Source organism: Nocardiopsis salina YIM 90010, from assembly GCF_000341025.1.
GTDB classification, from domain to species: Bacteria; Actinomycetota; Actinomycetes; order Streptosporangiales; family Streptosporangiaceae; genus Nocardiopsis; species Nocardiopsis salina.
In genome coordinates, this window is sequence record NZ_ANBF01000012.1 from 1 (window position 1) to 12,972 (window position 12,972).

At 71.0% G+C, this 12,972-nt stretch carries 13 protein-coding genes; 6 read left to right on the forward strand and 7 right to left on the reverse strand.

Translation table 11 applies throughout. From position 1 onward, the window contains the following. Positions 1-87 precede the first annotated feature (87 nt). From D474_RS0101035 to D474_RS0101045, 3 genes are all read left to right on the forward strand, one after another. The gene (locus D474_RS0101035; RefSeq protein WP_017611743.1) at positions 88-444 is read left to right on the forward strand and encodes a DUF742 domain-containing protein; all 357 of its coding nucleotides are present in this window, start codon (positions 88-90) and stop codon (positions 442-444) included. A gap of 68 nt (positions 445-512) precedes the next feature. After that, positions 513-818, forward strand: coding sequence for an ArsR/SmtB family transcription factor (locus tag D474_RS0101040; RefSeq protein ID WP_017611744.1), 306 nt, complete (start codon positions 513-515; stop codon positions 816-818). Next, positions 815-1,213 (forward strand): VOC family protein, encoded by a 399-nt coding sequence (locus D474_RS0101045; protein WP_017611745.1) that lies wholly within the window; start codon positions 815-817, stop codon positions 1,211-1,213. The genes D474_RS0101040 and D474_RS0101045 overlap by 4 nt, the downstream gene beginning before the upstream one ends. Positions 1,214-1,384: 171 nt before the next feature. On the opposite strand, the gene D474_RS0101055 is transcribed toward D474_RS0101045, so the two are convergent. Together D474_RS0101055 and D474_RS0101060 are read right to left on the reverse strand one after the other, a co-directional pair. After that, a complete protein-coding gene (locus D474_RS0101055) occupies positions 1,385-1,915 on the reverse strand; it encodes a hypothetical protein (RefSeq protein WP_239646971.1) in 531 nt (176 codons plus the stop codon). A 45-nt stretch (positions 1,916-1,960) separates the two neighbouring features. Next, positions 1,961-3,271, reverse strand: coding sequence for an MFS transporter (locus D474_RS0101060; RefSeq protein WP_017611747.1), 1,311 nt, complete (start codon positions 3,269-3,271; stop codon positions 1,961-1,963). A 199-nt stretch (positions 3,272-3,470) separates the two neighbouring features. Between D474_RS0101060 and D474_RS0101065 the strand changes: the two genes are divergently transcribed. Then, on the forward strand, positions 3,471-4,481 hold the full coding sequence (locus D474_RS0101065; protein ID WP_017611748.1) for a LacI family DNA-binding transcriptional regulator: 1,011 nt from the start codon (positions 3,471-3,473) through the stop codon (positions 4,479-4,481). An 80-nt stretch (positions 4,482-4,561) separates the two neighbouring features. On the opposite strand, the gene D474_RS0101070 is transcribed toward D474_RS0101065, so the two are convergent. Further along, positions 4,562-7,045: a beta-glucosidase family protein gene (locus tag D474_RS0101070; RefSeq protein WP_017611749.1), complete on the reverse strand. Its 2,484-nt coding sequence runs from the start codon at positions 7,043-7,045 to the stop codon at positions 4,562-4,564. Between the two features lie 183 nt (positions 7,046-7,228). Here D474_RS0101070 and D474_RS0101075 point away from each other — a divergent pair, with 183 nt between their 5' ends. After that, the gene (locus tag D474_RS0101075) at positions 7,229-7,858 is read left to right on the forward strand and encodes a TetR/AcrR family transcriptional regulator (RefSeq protein WP_017611750.1); all 630 of its coding nucleotides are present in this window, start codon (positions 7,229-7,231) and stop codon (positions 7,856-7,858) included. A 108-nt stretch (positions 7,859-7,966) separates the two neighbouring features. Here the strand turns inward: D474_RS0101075 and D474_RS0101080 are convergent, their stop codons facing one another. From D474_RS0101080 to D474_RS0101095, 4 genes are all read right to left on the reverse strand, one after another. Beyond that, positions 7,967-8,734: a sulfite exporter TauE/SafE family protein gene (locus D474_RS0101080; protein ID WP_017611751.1), complete on the reverse strand. Its 768-nt coding sequence runs from the start codon at positions 8,732-8,734 to the stop codon at positions 7,967-7,969. Positions 8,735-8,935: 201 nt separating this feature from the next. After that, positions 8,936-9,565, reverse strand: a complete 630-nt coding sequence (locus D474_RS0101085; protein ID WP_017611752.1) for an alpha/beta hydrolase — start codon at positions 9,563-9,565, stop codon at positions 8,936-8,938. Further along, on the reverse strand, positions 9,565-10,512 hold the full coding sequence (locus tag D474_RS0101090; protein ID WP_017611753.1) for a ring-cleaving dioxygenase: 948 nt from the start codon (positions 10,510-10,512) through the stop codon (positions 9,565-9,567). Before D474_RS0101090 ends, D474_RS0101085 begins: the two co-directional genes overlap by 1 nt. A gap of 185 nt (positions 10,513-10,697) precedes the next feature. Continuing rightward, complete coding sequence (locus D474_RS0101095) at positions 10,698-11,942, reverse strand: MFS transporter (protein WP_017611754.1); 1,245 nt, start codon at positions 11,940-11,942, stop codon at positions 10,698-10,700. A 70-nt stretch (positions 11,943-12,012) separates the two neighbouring features. Here D474_RS0101095 and D474_RS0101100 point away from each other — a divergent pair, with 70 nt between their 5' ends. Next, a complete protein-coding gene (locus D474_RS0101100; protein WP_017611755.1) occupies positions 12,013-12,951 on the forward strand; it encodes a LysR family transcriptional regulator in 939 nt (312 codons plus the stop codon). The last annotated feature ends 21 nt before the right edge of the window (positions 12,952-12,972 follow it).

Genomic DNA, 12,972 nt, shown 5'->3' on the forward strand with positions numbered 1-12,972 from the left:
CCACGCACACCCCACCCCCGGACCCCGGCCCACCGCCGGCGCGGCTCGCGGCGCCGCCCTCCCCTCCCCCACACAAGGAGTGGCCCGGTGAGCAGGTTCTGGACACCGGAACCCGAGGCGACACCGATCCGGCCCTACTCGCTGACGGGCGGACGGAGCCGGCCCTCCGATGACCTGCCCCTGGACGCCCGGGTGATCACCGTACCGGCGGTGGATGAGCTGCACGTGGACACCGAGCTGCACGAGATCCTGGTGCTATGCGTGCGGTCGGCGACGGTGGCAGAGGTGGCCGCGCGGGTCGACCTCCCGGTGGGTGTGGTGCGCATCCTGCTGTCGGACCTGCTTGACCGTGGGCTGTTGGTGGTCGACGGCAGCGGGACCGAGCACGAACGGCCGAGTATGGAGCTGATGCGCTCGGTGCTCGACCGCATCCGAGAGCTCTGACCCCTCATCCGCGCCACGACCTGCACCTTCATTGAAATGCAAGTGAATGCTTGCCTATTGTGGGAGGTGTGACTGACGCCTTCAGGGCCCTGGCCGATCCGACCCGCCGCACGATCCTCGACGAATTGACCGCACGCGACGGTCAGACGCTCTTCGAGCTCTGTGCGCGACTGGCGAGCAACCACGACCTCGCCTCGTCACGGCAGGCGATCTCGCAGCACTTGGACGTGCTGGAGTCCGTCGGCCTGGTCCGGACCAGGCGCGAGGGCCGGTACAAGTTCCACGAGATCGACACCGCCCCGCTCGAACCGATCGTCGAGCGGTGGCTGCGCAGGCCGGGCAGCGACCCCGGCGGAACGGGGGAAACTGGATGAGAATCTCTCTCGCCAACGTCTTCGTCGACGACCAGGAGCATGCATTGCGCTTCTACACCCAGACCCTGGGTTTCGTGAAGAAGCACGACGTGCCCCTGGGGCAGGCACGGTGGCTCACGGTGGTCTCCACGGCGGCCCCGGACGGGGTGGAGCTGGTTCTCGAACCCAGCGGGCACCCGGCGGTGAGGCCCTTCAAGGAGGCCCTGGTGGCCGACGGGATCCCTTACACCTCGTTCGACGTGGACGACGTCCGGGGCGAGTACGAGCGGCTGCGCGGGCTGGGGGTGCACTTCACACAGCCGCCGGTCAACATGGGCGAGGTGACCACCGCGGTCCTGGACGACACGTGCGGGAACCTGATCCAGATCGCCGAGCAGCGCGGTCGGAGTGCATAGCCGGCACACGTTGACGGACGGGACGGAGTGTACCCATGGCATGCCGGATCAGCGAGCTCGTGCTCGACTGCCACGACGCCGAGGGGTGCCTGCTCGAGGCGCGCATCGACGCGCTCTGAATACTCGGCACGCGTGTGGGGTCCGGCAGCGCTGCCGGACCCCACACGCGCCTCAGGCGACGTCGTCGTCGATGGCGAGCTTGAACTGGGCGTGCACGATGCGGCGACCACTGCTGTCGTCGTGGGCCACGGCCAGGGCCAGGGGTGTGTCCGGGTCGACGAAGATCTGGTGGTGTTTGGTGAAGCACTGCATGCCGGGGCTGGGCGGGCGGTGGTCGGTGGCGGTGGAATCGGAGCCCTCGGCGAGGTCGAGGGGGTCGCGTACGAAGCGGTCGCGCAGTTCGGAGTAGTTGCCGCTCTCCCACTGGATCATGGCGGTCAGGCTCGCCCAACCCGAGACGGAGGGCCAGATCAGGCCCGAGCGGGACTCGCTGTCCCAGTCCTCGATGGTGTGCCCGTCGGGCTGTTCGATCTGGTGCATCTCGTGGGCGTCGGAGGACTCGGCGTCGCCGAAGGGGAAACGGACCACGTGGTAGGCGCCGTCGGCGGGCACGGTCTGGTCGATGTCGCGGATGAGCGAGCAGATGTGGAGGGCCAGGGTGATCAACTCCTCGGTGGGTGATACGTGGTCAGAGCATCGCACCCCGTGGTCGTTCCTGTCCCGGGGACGGCCGGATCGCCTCGGTGTTCAGCGCACGCCCTTGACGAAGGCGATGGACAGGGCACCCAGGAGGCCGATCGCGGCACCGATCAGGAACAGGGAGCTGTATCCGCCCAGGTGCAGGATGATCGTCGAGGCGATGAAGGGGGCCATGATCTGGGGTCCGGCGGCTGCGATGTTGAGCACGCCCATGTCGCGGGCGTTGTTCTCCTTGTCGGGCAGCACGAGTGTGGCCAGGGCGGTGTCCACGGCCAGGAAGCAGCCGAAGGCGCTGCCGATGGCCAGACCGAAGAGGATCATGCCGGTCCAGGTCGGCATGAAGAACGGGATGAGCATCGCCAGGGCGGAGGCCACCCCGGAGACGAGGGTGAACAGCTTGCGCCGGTCCAGGCGGTCGGAGAGGGGGCCGCCGATCGCGGCGGTCACGACGGTTCCGACGGCGCCGAGCGTGGTGATCACCGGGACCGCGGCGGCCGGGGACAGGCCACCGGGCAGTTCGATGTGGTAGTCGAGGATGTAGAGCTGGTACCCCATGATCAGGAAGTAGCCGAGGAAGAGCAGGGCCCGCCCGATCAGGACCAGCGCGAAGTTGCGGTGGGTCAGCGCGGACAGGAAACGGCCCAGGGCTGCCAGGGGCGTGCCGTGCTCGGCGGGTGCGGGCGGGGGCAGCTCTTCGCCCCGGGGGTCGTGGGTGAAGGTACACAGCAGGACGACGGCGGCCACGACGACCCCACCGAGCGCGATGTAGCCGAGCTCGATGCGTGCGGTGAACAGTGCGGCGAGTCCGGTACCGAGCACGCCGGCAACGGACAGCGCCATACCCATGACCGAGGCCACGGTTCCGCGCCTGTGGTCGGGCACCCGGTCGGGCAGGATCCCGGTCAGGGCAGCGTGGCAGAGGTTCATCGTGGCCTGGGCCAGGCACCAACCGAGCAGGACCATCAGCACGGAGTCGGCCAGGCCCATCAGGACAGCAGCCAGCACGGAGGCCAGGGCCCCGCCGACCATCCACGGGTTGCGCCTGCCCCAACGAGAGCGGGAGCGGTCGGAGAGGGCGCCGCCGATCGGGTTGAAGACGGTGCCGAAGACCGCGGCGACACCGGTGACGAGCCCGAGGTCGGCCACGGCCGCCTCTTCGTCGCCGGGGTGCAGGCCCTGGATGTGCAGGGGCAGCAGGACGCTCGTGATCCCGAGGTAGAAGGCGTAGACGGAGAGGTTGCCCGCGCCGAGGAGGGGGACGAGCCGGACCAGTCCGCGCCGTCCGGTGGGCGGGGCACCGTGGGCGGTTCCGTCGGGGCGGGCGGCCGCGTCCGAGGCGGGGGGCGTGTGTCCGGACATGTGACAGCTCCCTGGCGTCAACGGTCATGAGGGGTGGAAAGCATCTGTTCAGGCGCCAGTTATTCGATTAATCTAAGTTACACGTTTAACCGAGTCAATGACCTGTTCACACCCGGTTCACACACGCACCCCTCCCCCGCCGCCTGCCGCGCAGCCGCGCCGGTACCGGCGGCCCGATCGGACAGGGCAAGATAGCGCTATGACTTCGATCCGCCCACGGCCCGCCACTCTCACCGACATCGCCCGGCAGGTGGGGGTCTCGACCGCGACCGTGTCCTACGTCCTCAACGACGCCCCTGCGGGGCGCCGCATCCCCGAGGCGACCAGGACCCGTGTGCGCACGATCGCCGACGAGCTCGGGTACGTGCCGCACGCGAGCGCGCGGTCCCTGCGCAAGGGCACCACCGATGTGCTCCTGCACGTGCAGGCCGACATCGTGCAGGGTCCTCTGGCCGCGGAGTTCGTGCACGTCCTGACCCAGAGCATGCGCGGGCTCGGGTACACGCTCGTCCAGTACGGTGCCGAGCGCCACCGCGGGGTCAAGGCGGCGCGCAACTGGGCCGGCATGCGTCCGGCGGCGGTCATCACCCCCTACGGACGGCTCACCGAGGCCGGTACTGCCCTGCTGCACAAGGCCGGCATCCATGTCTTCGCCACGGGTGTGGCACCCGAGGAGGTGGAGGGCACGGGTGTGTCCACGCTCAACATGGACCATCGCGGTATGGGGCGCACCGCCGGCCTGCACCTGCTGGAGCGCGGGCACCGGGACCTCGCGGCCGTCGTACCCCGGGAGGAGCTGCTCACCAGGATGGGGCACGAGCGGCTGGCGGGTGTGAAGGAGGCGGCCGAGCACCGGGGCGCGGTCGTGCGCCCGGCGGAGATGGGGTGGACCCCGGAGTCGGCCGCCGAGGTGGTGGCCGGGTGGTCGCAGGAAGGGCTCCCCGAGGCCGTGTTCGGCTACAACGACGATTTCAGCGGGCTGCTGCTGGGGGCACTGTTGGATGCCGGGATCCGTGTACCCGAGCGCGTGGGCCTGGTGGGCGCCGACGACACCATGGTCTGTCGGATGCTGCGCCCCCGGCTGACGACGGTGCGCATGGAGTGTCAGGACCACGACGAGGTGGCGCACAGCATCGTGGGCGCGGTGAAGGAGGACAGGCAGGTGCACCTGTCGCCCTGGTCGCCGGTGCTGGTTCCGCGCGGGACCTGAACCGCGGCATCGGGGCCGGACCGCACACCTCGGCGGTGCGGTCCGGCCCCGACAGCGGTCCGTGCGGGACAGTCAGCGCCTCAGGAGACCCGGATCTGCTCGCTCAGGCGGGTGTCGTGGTAGGAGCGGCCCACGTGCAGGTCGTAGCTGCCGGGGACGTGCTCCCACTCGTCGGCGTCGGAGGCCCAGGTGCGCACGGCATCGCGCGGCACCGTGACGAGGACCTGGGTGCTCTGCCCGGCTTCGGCGGAGACCGCGGCGAACCCTGCCAGGGTCCGGGCGGGGCGGTCGCCGGGCTCGTGCGGGGCCAGGTAGACCTGCACGACCTCCCGTCCGGAGCGGTCCCCGGTGTTGGTCACGCGCACGCGCACGGTGGCCAGCACGGGCCGGCCGTCGGCGTCGGTCTCGCCGGGGCCCGCCGCGGCCACCTCGGCGGAGTCGTAGCGCCACTGGGTGTAGGACAGGCCGTGTCCGAAGGGGAAGGCCGGTTCCGTGCCGACCCGCTCCCATCCGCGGTATCCCACGTAGATGCCCTCAGAGTAGTCGAGGGCGCCGTCCTCGGGGGTGACCGACAGGACCGGGGCGTCGGCCTCGCGTGCGGGCCAGGTGGTGGGCAGGCGGCCGGAGGGGTCGCAGTGGCCGAGCAGGACGTCGGCCAGGGCACCGCCGAGTTCCTGGCCGCCGAACCAGGTGAGCAGGATGGAGGACACGTCCTGGCGCCAGGGCATCTCCACCGGGGAACCGGTGTTGACCACGGCCACGGTGCGCTCGTTGGCCTCGGCGACGCGGGCCACCAGTTCGTCCTGGCGGCCGGGAAGGGCCAGGGAGGAGCGGTCGAAGCCCTCCGACTCCACCTCGGCGGTGGTGGCCACCAGCACGACGGCGGCGTCGGCCCCCCGGGCCGCCTCGACGGCCTCCTCGATCAGGGTGTCGCCGTCGGGCATGGGTTCGCGGTGGGTGAGGTTGAAGCCGATGAAGGCGAAGTCGCCGACGTTGTCGGCTGCATCCTTGCGGACCACGCTCAGCCGGACCGGCTCGCCCTCGGTGAGGTGGACCGGGTGGGTGACGGCGGGCGGGTCGAACATGGCTGCGGCCGGGTCGTCGCCCTCGAACTCGAGCTCCCCCTCGAAGACGGTCCGGCCGTCGACGGCGAGCTCGTAGGTGCCGGCCCCGGTCACACCGACGAGGTGCTCGCCGGTGGCGCCCGGCACGAGTGTTCCTTCGACCTCGATGCGGTCGAGTTCCCCGGTGGTGACGCCCTCGGGCAGCTCGCCGATCCAGCGGGCCGTGCCGTCGGAGAGGGGTTCGGTGCCCAGCACGCGGCCGTCGCCCGCGTAGAAGGTCGCGGTCAGGGGTGTGGCCACGGCCGGCAGTGCTGCACGCGGATCGGCGCCGACGGCGTAGGTGAGCTCGACGTGCCCGGGCAGGGCCTCGCGCAACCCTTCGAGCGGGGTGACGGTGTGCTCTGCGAACACGCTCGCGCTGCCGCCGCCGCTGGTGCGGGCCTCGGAGGCGGCCAGGCCGATCAGGGCGATCCTGCGGGTGCGGGCGGGTTCGACGGGCAGAGCCCCGTTGTTGTTGCGCAGCAGCACGAAGGAGCGCGAGGCCGCCTCCCGGGCCACGGCTCGCCCGTCGAGCGGGGCGGGGCGGTCAGCGGGTGCGACGGCGGGTGCGGTGCCTTCGAGCAGGCCGACCCGGGAGGCCAGCAGCAGGACACGGCGGGTGAGCGCGTCCACGGCCTCCTCAGGGACGCGGCCGTCGTGCACGGCGTCGATCAGGTGGTGCCCATAGACGGTGTTGGGCCCGGGCATGGCCACGTCGAGGCCGGCCAGGGCGTCGGCGGCGGTGTCACGGGCGGCCGTCCAGTCCGAGACGATGAAGCCGTCGAACCCCCACTCCTCGCGCAGGACCGCGTTGAGATCGGTGTGTTCGGTCATCGTGGTGCCGTTGACCTGGTTGTAGGCGGCCATCACGCCCCAGGGGCGGGCGCGGTTCACGATGTGTTCGAAGGGCGCGAGGTAGATCTCGCGCAGGGTGCGCTCGTCGGCGCGTACGTCGACGGTGAAGCGGTCGGTCTCGGAGTCGTTGGCGACGTAGTGCTTGACGGTGGTGCCCACGCCGCCGTCCTGGACGCCCAGGACGTAGGCGGAACCGATCTCGCCGGTCAGGTAGGGGTCCTCGGAGAAGGTCTCGAAGTGGCGGCCGCCCAGGGGTGAGCGGTGCATGTTGACGGCGGGGGCGAGCAGTACGTGGACCCCCTTGCGGTGTGCTTCCTGGGCGAGCAGGTGTCCGACCCGCCGCACGAGGCCGCGGTCCCAGGTGGCGGCGATGGCCGTGGGGCTGGGCAGTTGGACGGAAGGGTCGTCCGGGGTCCAGTGCTCGCCGCGAACGCCGACGGGGCCGTCGGACATCACGAGCCGCCCCAGGCCGATGGCGGGGTCGGCGGGGACGGCCCACATGGAGTCGCCGGAGAGCAGGCGGACCTTGCCCTCCAGGTCGAGTGCGTTCAGGGCCTCTTCCACGCGCTGTGCACGGGACGGGGCGGGGTGGGTCGGTGCGCTCATGTCTCTCCCTGGTCGGCCTGCCCGGACACCCGAATCATTTACCTACTGGTCGCTCGGGAAAATATTTCCCTCACGTTAAACGCTTAACTCCCAGTTGTGAAGCACCTCTCCGCACCGGCTCCCAGCACGGTGGGGCACGGCGCCCCGGCGGGGCCTGCACTGCCAACGCGTAACCTTGGCCCGATGAGCGAGAACCCACCGGAACCCGACCGGGAACGCCCGCGCCGCGGCCGTGGCAGGCCGCCCGCCACCGACAGGCGCGCACAGATCGAGGAGGCGGCGCTGGAGGAATTCGCCGAGAACGGGTTCCGCAACAGCTCGCTGACCGCGGTCGCGCAGCGTGTGGGCCTGAGCCAGCAAGGGCTGCTGCACCACTTCCCGAACAAGGAGGCGCTGCTGGTCGCGGCTCTGGCCCGCCGCGACGCGGTGGACACGGCCGACTTCGGTGGCCTTCGCGACATCGACAGACTCACGGGAGTGGCCGCACGGAACACCGAACGGCCGGGGGTGGTGCGCCTGCACTGCCTGCTCGCCGCCGAGGCCGTCACCGACGACCACCCGGCCGGCCCCTACTTCCGGGCGCGCTACGAACAGCTGCGTGCACACGTGGCCGAGGCCGTCCGGAGGTCAGGACAGGAGGAGGCCCACGTTCCGCAGCCGACCCCCGAACAGACCGCCGCCTTGCTCATCGCGGCAATGGACGGCCTGCAGCTGCAGTGGCTCCACGACCCCGAGGCGGTCGACATGCCCGCCCTGCTGGGCCTGCTCACGCGTGTGTTGTGCACCGACCGGGCCGGTGCCACCCAGGGGTGAGGAGGCGTCGACCAGAGATTGCGTTTACGTTCTCTCCCGCCGGTGAGGGTTCGAGAGATTCGGACGAATGTGCCGCTCTTGGTTTCGTTCTGTTTCCTGACGCAGGGGTCAAGCGAAGAGGTCCCAGCCCATGCGCATGAGCAGGGCGAGCACGACCACGAGCAGGACGGCGCGCACGAAGCCGCTACCGCGCTTGAGGGCGGTGCGGGCGCCGAGCTGCGCACCGACGATGGTGCACACGGCCAGGGTCAGACCCAACAGCCAGTCGACGTGGCCGCCGACCGCGAAGACGACGAGGGCGCCGAGGTTGGTGCAGGCGTTGACGATCTTGGCCGAGGCGGAGGCGGTGAGGAAGTCCAGGCCCAGGACGGCGGTGAGGGCGATGATGAGGAAGACGCCTGTTCCGGGGCCGATGAGACCGTCGTAGAAGCTGACGCCCAGGCCGGCCAGGGCGATGGTGGCCAGCACTCGGTTGCGGGTACGCAGGCCGGGGTCGGTGGCGGCGCCCATGGTGGGGCGGAAGTAGACCATGAGGGCCACGCCGGCGAGCACGACCATGATGATGGGCTGCAGGACCTCGCTGGTCAGGGCGGTGGCCAGGCCTGCGCCGAGGCCGGATCCGACCAGGGCGAGCAGGGCGGTGGGCACCACCAGGCGCGGGTCGACCCTGACCTTGCGGGCGTAGGCGACGGCGGCCGAGGTGGTGCCGAAGACCGAGGCGAGTTTGTTGGTTCCCAGGAGGGTGGCCAGAGGCGCGTTGGGTGCTCCCACGAGGAGGGCGGGCAGCAGCAGGAGCCCTCCTCCCCCGACGACGGCGTCGATCCAGCCGGCGGCGAGGGCGACGGCGAGCAGGAGGCCGAGGATCTCGGGTTCCATGCGTCACCGTCCCCGGGACGGGAGTGAGCGGGTCATGGGTTCTTTCCTGGTGGGGGCACCCGGGGGGAGGGCGTGTTCTGTCTGGGGGAGAGTACACAGAAATGTCGCCCTTACGGTGTAGATACCACTTGAGGTCGAGGGGGACGGCGGCGCCCGGGGTCAGGGGACGCCGCCGTCGATCAGGGACCGGTCGGGGACCGGTCAGAAGCCGGACTCGGAGAACCAGGAACGCGCCTGTGCCATGACATCGGGCGCCATCTGGTGCCCGCCCGGGTGTTCGCGCTCGGTCACCTGCGCACCCCGCTCCTGCAGCTGCCGACCCAGCAGCCGGGCCTGGCCGATCGTGGTGATGGGATCGGCCACACCCGAGCCCAGGAAGACCCTCGTTCCGCTCAGGTCGACCGGGTCGGGATCACGGCCCTGCAGGGGTGCACCGGCGGCGAACAGCGCGGCCCCCGACACCAGCCCGGGGTGGAGCAGCATCAGGGCGGCTCCGGTGTTGGCACCGTTGGAGAACCCGCTGACCACCAGGCGCTCGGGCGAGAGCGCGTAGGCCTCGATCGCCTCCTCGACCCACGCGGCCAGGTCGTCCGTGCGCGCGATGAGGTCCTCGACGTCGAAGACCCCCTCGCGCAGTCGGCGGAACCACCGACTCATACCGTTCTCGTCGACCTTCCCCCGCGGGGACAGCAGCGCCGCCCCGGGTGCGAGTGCATGGCCCAGCGGCAGCAGGTCGTGCTCGTCGGCGCCGGTGCCGTGCAGCAGCAGGAGTGTGGGGGCACCCGGCTCGGTGGCCGGTTCCCACACGTGGATGTAGTCGCCGACAGCCATCAGCGCACCTCCAGGGCGGGCAGGGAGGCCGCGATCTGCTCGTGGCGCGGTTCCAGCCACGGGGGCAGCTTGAGAGAGCGGCCCAGTTCGAGCAGGGGTTCGTCGTAGTCGAAGCCGGGGCCGTCGGTGGCGATCTCCAGCAGGACTCCCCCGGGTTCGCGGAAGTAGATGGAGGTGAAGTAACTGCGGTCGCGGATCTCGGTCACGCCCACGCCGTCCTCGGCCAGGGTCTGCCGCCAGGCCTCCTGGGCCTGGCCGTCGGGGGCACGGTAGGCGACGTGGTGCACGGTGCCGGCGGCGACCAGGCCGCGTTCGGCGCTGGGGCGGCCGAGCACGTCCACGATGGTGCCGACGCCGCCCTCGGCGGCGTTGGTGCGGAAGCGCAGGCGCCCCTGGTCCTCGCTCTCCAGGCGGAAGCCCAGCTGCCCGTGGAGCATCTCCACGGTGCCGTCGACGTCCTGTTCGGTCATGGTGACCGAGCGGATGCCGCGGATGGCGTGCTCGGTGGGGACCTCTGCGCCGTCCCAGGGTTCGGTGTCGTGGTGGTCGGTGGAGGCGGCCAGTTCGATGAGCAGGCCGTCGGGGTCGCGCAGGGTGAGCACGTCCTCCTCACCGCGTTCGGCGGGACGACTGGTGGGCACATCGAGGGAGGCCAGGTGTTCGGCCCACCAGCCCAGTGACCCCTCGGGCACGGAGAAGGTCGTGGTGGTGGCCTGGCCCGCGCCGAGGCGTCCCTTGGGCGCTCCGGGCCACGGGAAGAAGGTCATGATGGTGCCGGGGTTGCCCGCACGGTCGCCGTAGTAGAGGTGGTAGGTGTCGGGCGAGTCGAAGTTGACGGTGCGCTTGACCATGCGCATGCCCAGGGCGTTGAGGTAGAAGTCGGCGTTGGCCTGTGGATCGCTGGCGATGGCGGTCACGTGGTGGATCCCCGCCGGGCGCACGTCCATGTCGTCTCCGTTTCCGTGGGGCTCGCCGCTGGTCGGCCAATATAGTTGAATCTTAAACCAACTCGTTTCGGGCTGTCCTCCCACCGTGCCCGGGACCGGGGCCCCTCTCGGTCAACGCCGCATCAAAACACGCGTGCCCTCCGGCAGCGCGGATCCGGGACGGGGGCGCGGACGCGCGGCCGGGGTCAGGGGGGCGTGGCCGGCCCGCCGGGAAGGCGGCGTAGGCGCAGGGCGATCAGACCGGCCAGAGTGGTCAGGGCGGCGGCGAAGGCCAGGGATCCGTTCCAGCCCACGGCGTCGTAGACCAGACCGCCCATCCATCCGAACAGGCTCGAGCCCAGGTAGTAGCACAGGGTGTAGATGGCCATGGCCTGGGTGCGCCCGTGCACGGCCCTGGTACCCACCCAGGCCGAGGAGGTGGCGTGGGCGCTGAAGAAGGCGTAGGTGAGCACGAGCAGGGCGGGGATCACCGCGGCCAGGTAGGGGGCGGACAGGCTCGCCAGGGAGGCGACCATGAGCACGTGGGCCAGGGTCAGGACGGTGTAGCCGCCCCAGCGCACGGTCATCGATCCGGCGGCGGTGGAGCCGACCATGCCGGCGGTGTAGGCCAGGAAAAGCAGGGAGGCCACCGCCTGGCTCAGGCCGAAGGGCTCGTCCATGAGCCGGAAGCCGAGCAGGTTGTAGACGGTCATGAAGGCGCCCATGAGCAGCAGGGCCTGGGCGTACAGGGGCAGGAGCCCGCGGGTGGTCAGGGCCGAGCGCAGGCGCGGACCCATGCCCTCTCCCACGCCGGCGCCGGGCCGGGAGGACGAGGCGCGGGCGTGGGGCCGGGGCAGGACCAGGACGAACACGGCCAGGGCGGCGAGGCCGAGCAGGGTGTTGGCGGCCACGCCCCACTGCCATCCGCCGTACTCGGCTGCCATGCCGGCCAGGAGGCGTCCGCCCATGCCGCCGAGGGGGTTGCCGGCGATGTAGAGGCCGGTGGCGCGGGGGACGTCCGTGGGGTGGATCTCCTCGGACAGATAGGCCACGGCGGCTGCAGGGACCCCGCCCAAAGCGGCGCCCTGGAGGGTGCGCAGGACCAGGAGCCAGACGAGGTCACCGGCGAAGGGGGCGAAGCAGCCCAGGAGGGTGGCCAGCAGCAGGGAGAGGGTGATGACGCGGGCGCGGCCCAGGCGGTCGGCGAGGCCGCTCCAGACGAGGGTGAAGCCGGCCATGCCGCCGGTGGCCAGGGAGACGGTGAGGGCGGCCTGGGCGGCGGTGGTGTCGAAGCCGTGGGCGACGGCGGGCAGGATCGGTTGGACCGACCAGAGTTGGGCGAAGGTCGCCACGGCGGCGGCAACCAGGGCGATGACCGTGCGCCGGTAGGCCGGTGTACCGGCCCTGGGGCGTGCGTCGGGTCCGGGTGCGGAGGTGCTGGTCACGGTCATGATTCCACGCTAGGAACGCGCGTTTTCATACGTCCAATGCATGATTTCATGTTGGTGCATACTGGTTTGCATGGATTCTCCCGAGGCGGACGTGTTCCTGGCGGCGCTGGTACCCCGGTTGCGAATGATCAGGGCGGTGGCGCGCACCGAGCACATCACCCAGGCAGCGGAGTCGTTGCGCATGCCCCAACCCACGCTGAGCAGGGCTTTGTCGCGGTTGCAGGACGAGTTGGGCCTGGCCCTGGTCGAGCGCACGGGGCGGGGTGTACGCCTGACGCGGGCGGGGCGGTTGCTGTTGCCGCACGTGGAGCGCGCGGTGGAGGACCTGGCCCGCGGGGTGTCGGAGATCACCGGTGGTGAGCAGGGGCGGGTGGCGCTGACGTTCCTTCCCACGCTCGGGGTGGAGGTGGTGCCGGCGCTGCTGCGGGGGTTCCGGGCCGAGCACCCGGGGGTGCGGTTCAGTCTGACGCAGAAGCCCTGGGCGCAGTCGTTGCGGCGGGTGTCCTCGGGTGGTGCGGATCTGGCGTTGACCTCTCCCCTGCCCTCGGTCGCGGGGTTGGTCTCGTCGGTGCTGCACACCCAGGCGTTGCGATTGGTGGTGCCCGAGCAGCACCGGTTGGTCTCTGCGGGAGAGACGGTGGTGCCGTTGGCCGCGGCCCAGGAGGAGTTCATCCTTCTCAAGGAGGGTCGGGGCGTGCGGCATCTGACCGACCGGATGGGTGAACGGGCCGGGTTCACCCCGCGGGTGGCCTTCGAGGCTGACGACATCGCGACCGCGCGCGGGCTGGTGGGTGCTGGGCTGGGGGTGTCGGTGCTGCCGGCTCGGCCGGAGGGGCCGTTGCCCGGGACGGTGGAGTTGGCGATCGCCGACGGTGAGACCGAACGCCCGTTGGGGGTGGTCTGGCCGGCTGAGGGGTCGGGGGGCGGGTACGAGCCCCCGGCCGTGCGGTTGTTCCGCGACTACGTGCAGCGGGTGGGACCCCGGGTGATCCCCGACCTGACCGGGTGAGGCCTGCGCCGAGCGCGCACG

What these genes read in the sequence shown, in the direction of transcription:
- D474_RS0101045 (WP_017611745.1), top strand. Translation starts at nt 815, where the DNA reads ATGAGAATCTCTCTCGCCAACGTCTTCGTCGACGACCAGGAGCATGCA.
- D474_RS0101060 (WP_017611747.1), bottom strand. Translation starts at nt 3,271, where the DNA reads ATGTCCGGACACACGCCCCCCGCCTCGGACGCGGCCGCCCGCCCCGAC.
- D474_RS0101065 (WP_017611748.1), top strand. Translation starts at nt 3,471, where the DNA reads ATGACTTCGATCCGCCCACGGCCCGCCACTCTCACCGACATCGCCCGG.
- D474_RS0101070 (WP_017611749.1), bottom strand. Translation starts at nt 7,045, where the DNA reads ATGAGCGCACCGACCCACCCCGCCCCGTCCCGTGCACAGCGCGTGGAA.
- D474_RS0101075 (WP_017611750.1), top strand. Translation starts at nt 7,229, where the DNA reads ATGAGCGAGAACCCACCGGAACCCGACCGGGAACGCCCGCGCCGCGGC.
- D474_RS0101080 (WP_017611751.1), bottom strand. Translation starts at nt 8,734, where the DNA reads ATGGAACCCGAGATCCTCGGCCTCCTGCTCGCCGTCGCCCTCGCCGCC.
- D474_RS0101085 (WP_017611752.1), bottom strand. Translation starts at nt 9,565, where the DNA reads ATGGCTGTCGGCGACTACATCCACGTGTGGGAACCGGCCACCGAGCCG.
- D474_RS0101090 (WP_017611753.1), bottom strand. Translation starts at nt 10,512, where the DNA reads ATGGACGTGCGCCCGGCGGGGATCCACCACGTGACCGCCATCGCCAGC.
- D474_RS0101095 (WP_017611754.1), bottom strand. Translation starts at nt 11,942, where the DNA reads ATGACCGTGACCAGCACCTCCGCACCCGGACCCGACGCACGCCCCAGG.
- D474_RS0101100 (WP_017611755.1), top strand. Translation starts at nt 12,013, where the DNA reads ATGGATTCTCCCGAGGCGGACGTGTTCCTGGCGGCGCTGGTACCCCGG.